Here is a 6,511-nt window from a genome sequence, read left to right as displayed (position 1 = left end):
TAGCCAGCAAAAATTCGGCTGAAATATATAGAAACTCTTTTTAAGTTTTATGATAATTTATTTTGATAAAATACGCTGAAATTTCAAAAAAAGAGATAACTCAATGAATGAATCAATTTTTAAAAAAATCAAAGCACTTCCACCATTAGATGACACAGTTATACAAATTCAACGCTTACATGCGGACGAAAATAGCTCAATAAGTGATCTTACAAAAGTGGTTGAAAAGGATCCGATGCTAACAGCAAATATCTTGCGTTCAGCAAACTCTCCACTTTATGGGTTTTCTCAAGAGATCACAACCATAGCAAGAGCTATTTCTCTTTTTGGTATGGCTACCATTCGAGGTTTTGCACTTTCAAGTACGATTAAAAAGAGCTTTTCTATAAATTTAGAGCCTTATGGCATTACTACACAAGATTTTTTAAATATCTCGATAATACAAAATGCACTGATGTACAATTGGCATTCTAAAGTTAATCCTAAAAGTCTAGAAATTCTCTCTCCAGCTTCATTTATGCTTGAGATTGGCAAGATAGTTCTTGCTCACGAATTAGCCGAAAATAAACAAGACGTCGAATTTAGAGAAAAACTTAAAAATATATCTAGCCCAATTGATCTTGCCCTATTTGAAACAGAAATTTTAGATATGTCAAATGAAGAAGTTACAGCTAAAATTTTTGAACAATGGAACCTTGAGACAGAGCTTAGTAGCTCGATACTCTATTCAAATAATCCAGAAGAGGCACCAGATCATATAAAAGATTACGCGAAAGCCCTAAAAGTGATAAAAACGGCCGTAAATATCTTTAATCAACTTGATGATATAAGCATACAAAATACCCTACCTCTTCTTGATGAATACGGCTTTGGACATGATACGTTTTTAATGGCTGTCGCTAAAGTCAAAGATAATTTGTGAAAGAATTTTTAACATCACTTCTAGTTGGCATCAAAGAAAAAGAGATATCAAACGAAGATAAAGAGATCTTACGTAATCTCCTAAACCTTGGTGCCGTAAGCTTACATAAAGATAAATTTTACCTAAACAACGGCTATGTCTGCGGCAAGCTAGACATCAGCCAAAACGCAACTGGCTTTATCATGCCATTTGACAAGCGCTTCAAGCAAGATATCATCGTTGAAAATAAAAATTTAAACAACTCTCACCTTGGCGATATCGTACTTGCAAAGCTTTTGCCACTTAAGAAAAAACGCCAAAGCGCTAAGATAGTAATGAGCCTAAAGCTTGCAAATGAGACTAGCGTGGTCTATACAAAACGCTTTGGGGCGGCCATTTTAGGGGTAAATTTAAAAACTGGGCTAAGCACAACCCTAAAAGCAACGCAAAAAAGCCTAAAGATGCTCCCACTTGGGACGCTACTAAAGATAAATAACCTAAACAACGAAATAGTCGAGGTTTTAGGAAATTTAGAAGATCCGCTAAGCGACGAGAAAATTTCGCTTGCTATTTATAATAAAAACGATAAATTTAGCGAGGCTTGCGAGCTTGAAGCAAACGCATTTGGCAATGAAGTCGATGCTAGCATGTATCCAAACAGGGTCGATCTAAGAAATTTAGACTTTTGCACGATCGATCCAGTCGATGCTAAGGACTTTGACGATGCCATATATTTTGATGAGAAAAAGCGTGAAATTTACGTAGCAATCGCCGATGTAAGCGAGTATGTGACCGCATATAATGCTATCGATAGCGAGGCTAAAAAAAGAGGCTTTTCTATCTACTTTCCGCACATCTCAGTGCCGATGTTGCCGCGCGCGCTAAGTGAAAATATCTGCTCGCTAAAGCCAGACGTGCCGCGTCTTGCATTTTGTTTTAAAATTTCACTTGATGCAAACAATGATGTAAAAAAAGAGGAGCTTTTTGAAGCGATTATCCTTTCAAAAAGGCGCTTTAACTACGATGAGATAGATGAAATTTTAGAGGGTAAAAGAGAGTGCGAAATTTCATGGGTCAAGCCACTTTTTAAACTCACCACAAAGCTTCGCAAAAAAAGGCTTTTGCACGCATTTGACTTTAGGACAAAAGAGCTTAGAATGAGCCTTGATGAAGAGGGTCAAATTTCACAAACCAGATTTGAAAGCGACTCCGACTCGCATAGACTTGTTGAAGACTGCATGCTTTTAGCAAACAAAGCTGCTGCAAAGCTCATCACAAAGGGCGTTTTTAGAAACCACGCATCGCCTGATTTTAAAAAGATAGATACCTTGCTTGAAGACTTGCAGCTTTTGGGGCTTGACTTTACATACGAGAGCGACCTTGCAAATTTGATAAGAAAGATCCAAGCAAAGGCCGATGAGATGGGCAACCGCGAGGAGATAGACAAGCTCATCATCAAGTCACAAAAAAAGGCTGAATACTCAAGTGAAAATTTAGGCCACTTTGGGCTTGGATTTGACAGATATACACACTTTACAAGCCCTATTAGACGCTATTCTGACCTTATTTTACACAGACTTTTAAAGGCTAAAATTTCAAAAGATGAGAAGCTTTACAACTTCTTACTTTTAAACATCCAAAGCACATGCGCAACCTTAAGCGAGCTTGAAAGAGAGGCCGACAAGGTAGCCTACGACTTTATGGATAGGAAATTTGCACGCTGGGCAGCCGCAAATATCGGCAAAGAGGTGCGTTGCTACGTTAGCGAAAACCAAAATGTCTTGGTTGCCAAGCTTGATGATCATTTTGTTGGAGCTAGGATTTTCATCACTGGATACAGCGCAAATTTACTTCAAAAGCTTGTCGTAAAGATCACAGAGGCCGACATCGCGAGCGCTAAAATTTTTGCAAAAGTGGTAAGAAAGATCGATGTATAGAAAAGATTTGGAGCTAAATTTAGCAAATGCAAATTTAAGCAACTACTTCTTGCTTTTTGGGGCGGACGAGTTTCAGATCGAGCTTTTTGGCAAGGAAATTTTGAGCTTTTATGCAAGCGAAGATGCAAATTTATTAAGCCTTTATTTTGACGAGTATAACTACACCCAGGCAAGCTCTCATCTAAGCGAGCAGTCACTTTTTGGTGGTAAAAATATCCTTTATGTAAAAAGTGACAAAAAGATCCCAGCAAAAGAGCTAAAAGAGCTCATCTTGCTTTGTTCAAAAAGCCAGGACAACTACTTTTTGTTTGAGCTTTATGAGGCCGATATGAAACTAGTTTTTGATACGCAAAAGGCTTTTGGGACAAATTTTGCGAGATTTTTTAAGCCCTCAAACCCAGATGAAGCGATAAATTTACTAGCCAAAAACTCAGCCAAAATAGGCCTAAACATAACCAAAAACGCACTTTATGAGCTTTATTTTACCCATAATGAAAATTTATACCTTGCAGCAAGTGAGCTAACAAAGCTAAAAAGCCTAAACACACACATCGAACAAGATGATGTAAAAAGGCTAGTTTTTGGACTTGGTGGGATAAATTTTGACGATTTTTTTAACAAATTTATGGCTCTAAAAGATATAAAAAACGATTTTTTTACCTATCTAGAAGATCCAAATTTTAATGAAATTTTACTTCTAAACTCGCTTTACAAATCATTTTTTAGGCTATTTAAAATTTACTCTTACATTAAGATAAATGGTCGATTGAATTTAGATGAGGCAATCGGTTATCAACCGCCTGTAAACGTCGCAAATTTATTAAAAGCAAATAGCTTGAAACTAAATTTAAACGCCTATTTGGAAATATTTAAAACGCTAAATTTAGCCGAGCTAGAGCTAAAAACAAACACAAAAATGGATAAAGAAATTTTTGTATTATCAACTATTTTAAATTTACAACATCTCATATCAACAGCAAACATTAAGTAACTTTAAGCTAAAATCCACCTTTGCTTAAAGCAAAATCCTTGCTCACAAAGTGAGCTAAATATCCATAAGGAGAAGAAATGAAACATTACGAGCTTTTATTTATTCTTAAGCCGACATTAACGGAAGAGGAAGTTAAAGCTAAGGTTGACTTTGTAAAAGAAGTTATAACAAAAAACGGCGGCGAGATCGCTACTGTTGTTGAGATGGGTACTAGAAAGCTAGCTTACACTATCAAAAAATACGAGCGTGGAACATACTTTGTTATCTATTACAAAGCTCCACCAGCGCTTCTTGCAGAACTTACAAGAAATGTAAGGATCACTGAAGATATCATAAGATTTTTAAGCGTTAAATATGAAAATAAACGCGAAATCGCAGCTTGGGAAAGACTTTGCAAAGGTATCAAACAAACTATAAAAAAAGAGCCTCGTGAGCCAAGAGTACCGCGTGAGCCAAGAGTTGAAAAAGTAGACGAGCAAACTTTTACAGAAGAATAATCAAGGATAAAAAATGTTCAATAAAGTAGTACTGGTTGGGAATTTAACAAGAGATATCGAGCTAAGATACACTACTAGTGGATCTGCTATAGGAAATTCCGGTATTGCTGTTACTAGAAAATTTAATACTAACGGCGAAAAACGTGAAGAGACATGCTTTATTGACATATCGTTCTTTGGCAAATCAGCTGAGATAGCAAATCAATATTTAAGCAAAGGCTCTAAACTTCTGGTTGAAGGAAGATTAAAATTTGATCAATGGACCGACAACAATGGACAAAACCGTTCAAAGCACTCAATCGTAGTTGAAAATATGGAGATGCTTGGCGGAAATAGCGGAGCTAATGGACAAAGTCAAGGTGGATTTAATCAAAATAGTTCGTACTCACAACAACGAAATAATGGTTCAAATAATAGCTATGGTAATACTGGATATCAAAATTCAGCACCACAAAGACAGCAAATGCAGCCACAAAATAAAAAAGTGCAAGAAGAGTACTATGAGGAGAAAATCCCTGATATAAACATTGACGCCGATAATTTTGATGGCGACAACGAAATACCGTTTTAATTTAAAGGATAGAAAATGGCAGAAAAAAGAAAATATTCACGTAAATATTGCAAATTTACAGAAGCAAAAATTGATTTTATAGATTATAAAGATACTTCTCTTTTAAAGTATTGTTTATCAGAGAGATTTAAAATCATGCCAAGACGTTTAACTGGCACATCAAAAAGACATCAAGAAATGGTAGAAAAAGCGATCAAAAGAGCTCGTCATGCAGCTATTATACCTTACATAGTAGATCGCAAAGATGTAGTTTCAAATCCTTTTGATGGACTATAATTGTTTAATTTATTAAACCCCTATTAATGGGGTTTAATCCTAATCTTAAATATCCTAGATTTATGTTCTTATAGATTTTTATTTATTGACTGCAGTTTAAAATATTTTTCAAGCACTATCTATAATTTTGGTTTAACTTACACGAGGCAATTAGAATTTATTCAGGTGGATATCTCAAATATATACTGTCTTTAAATAACTCTATAGCATCAATTTATTAGTTCAAAATAATTTATTTAGCCATATGTACAATCAATATCGTTGATCCATATTATTCACAATTTTTACCACGAATCACGCATCATCTATTGTGCGGCAATAGCTGTCCACATGAGGCTAAAAAGTAAGATACTTAATATAGAAAAACTTTATAATAAAAACATGTCTTAGTAAATCCAATATTCATCCATTTGGTGTCCGCATATCTTACAAGTGGGCTTTATAATATATTTTATTTTGAAAACTTATTGATACCAAACCAACCTAACCATGCAACCATGTTAGCTAAAAACAAATTTTAAACATCCTTTTCTTGACATGTAATAATGTTTTTTGTATAATCTCAATTCTTTTTTAAACAAATGTCTTGCTAGCTCAGTCGGTAGAGCATCTCACTTTTAATGAGGGGGCCGTTGGTTCGAATCCAACGCAGGACACCATTTTTGGGTTTATGACCCTTTCGTCTAGTGGCTCAGGACTCTACTTTCTCTGTGTAGAAACAGAGGTTCAAATCCTCTAAGGGTCGCCAGATATTTTTTAAATTTTAGGTCGCTTAGCTCAGTTGGTAGAGCGCCACCCTTACAAGGTGGATGTCATAAGTTCGAGTCTTATAGCGACCACCATTTTAGGTGCAGCGGTAGTTCAGTTGGTTAGAATGCCGCCCTGTCACGGCGGAGGTCGCGGGTTCGAGCCCCGTCCGCTGCGCCATCTATTAAACCTTAGGTTAAGGTTGCGTCTCATAGAGCACCCATTATTGAGTGTCAAATTAAATTTTAAGATTATAAGTTCTAAGATAACACTTTAAGATTTATTATTACTATTTAATCTTGCCTCGTTAGCTCAGTTGGTAGAGCATATCACTCTTAATGATGGGGTCGTAGGTTCGAGGCCTACACGGGGCACCATCCATTTTGGCCCATTCGTCTAGCGGTTAGGACACCAGCCTCTCACGTTGGTAACACGAGTTCGAGTCTCGTATGGGTCACCATTTTTCTAATCCTTTTTTTCTTTTTAATTTGCTACACAGAAATTTTTATAGAAAATTTCTTAAAAATGTATACTTATTTGCTTGGCAAATTGCTATTAAAAACGTAAAAATCAATTTTTATAATATTGTGC

General features: G+C 35.8%; 6 protein-coding genes and 6 tRNA genes. All 12 read left to right on the top strand.

What is annotated here, in order from left to right; all coding sequences use genetic code 11:
* The first annotated feature begins 103 nt into the window (after nt 1-103).
* Nucleotides 104-922 (top strand): HDOD domain-containing protein, encoded by an 819-nt coding sequence (locus F3G69_RS07235; RefSeq protein WP_149714840.1) that lies wholly within the window; start codon nt 104-106, stop codon nt 920-922.
* Nucleotides 919-2,838: an RNB domain-containing ribonuclease gene (locus F3G69_RS07230; RefSeq protein WP_149714839.1), complete on the top strand. Its 1,920-nt coding sequence runs from the start codon at nt 919-921 to the stop codon at nt 2,836-2,838. Before F3G69_RS07235 ends, F3G69_RS07230 begins: the two co-directional genes overlap by 4 nt.
* Entirely contained in the window at nt 2,831-3,829 is a 999-nt protein-coding gene (gene holA, locus F3G69_RS07225) for a DNA polymerase III subunit delta (RefSeq protein WP_149714838.1), read from the top strand. Before F3G69_RS07230 ends, holA begins: the two co-directional genes overlap by 8 nt.
* Nucleotides 3,830-3,906: 77 nt before the next feature.
* On the top strand, nt 3,907-4,326 hold the full coding sequence (rpsF, locus tag F3G69_RS07220; RefSeq protein ID WP_087580576.1) for a 30S ribosomal protein S6: 420 nt from the start codon (nt 3,907-3,909) through the stop codon (nt 4,324-4,326).
* Between the two features lie 13 nt (nt 4,327-4,339).
* Nucleotides 4,340-4,897: a single-stranded DNA-binding protein gene (locus F3G69_RS07215; RefSeq protein ID WP_087580575.1), complete on the top strand. Its 558-nt coding sequence runs from the start codon at nt 4,340-4,342 to the stop codon at nt 4,895-4,897.
* Nucleotides 4,898-4,912: 15 nt separating this feature from the next.
* Nucleotides 4,913-5,173: a 30S ribosomal protein S18 gene (rpsR, locus tag F3G69_RS07210; protein WP_021091467.1), complete on the top strand. Its 261-nt coding sequence runs from the start codon at nt 4,913-4,915 to the stop codon at nt 5,171-5,173.
* 583 nt (nt 5,174-5,756) lie between these two features.
* Nucleotides 5,757-5,832 (top strand) — tRNA-Lys (locus F3G69_RS07205).
* A gap of 13 nt (nt 5,833-5,845) precedes the next feature.
* Nucleotides 5,846-5,921 (top strand) — tRNA-Glu (locus F3G69_RS07200).
* 18 nt (nt 5,922-5,939) lie between these two features.
* Nucleotides 5,940-6,015: transfer RNA gene (locus tag F3G69_RS07195), tRNA-Val, on the top strand.
* A gap of 8 nt (nt 6,016-6,023) precedes the next feature.
* Nucleotides 6,024-6,100, top strand: a tRNA-Asp gene (locus F3G69_RS07190).
* Nucleotides 6,101-6,221: 121 nt separating this feature from the next.
* Nucleotides 6,222-6,297, top strand: a tRNA-Lys gene (locus tag F3G69_RS07185).
* A gap of 8 nt (nt 6,298-6,305) precedes the next feature.
* Nucleotides 6,306-6,380: transfer RNA gene (locus F3G69_RS07180), tRNA-Glu, on the top strand.
* Nucleotides 6,381-6,511: the final 131 nt, after the last annotated feature.

The organism is Campylobacter concisus, from assembly GCF_902460625.1.
Classification (GTDB): Bacteria; Campylobacterota; Campylobacteria; order Campylobacterales; family Campylobacteraceae; genus Campylobacter_A; species Campylobacter_A concisus_AD.
The sequence above is the reverse complement of the archived record's forward strand: the minus strand, read 5'-3'. Positions and strand labels throughout refer to the sequence as shown.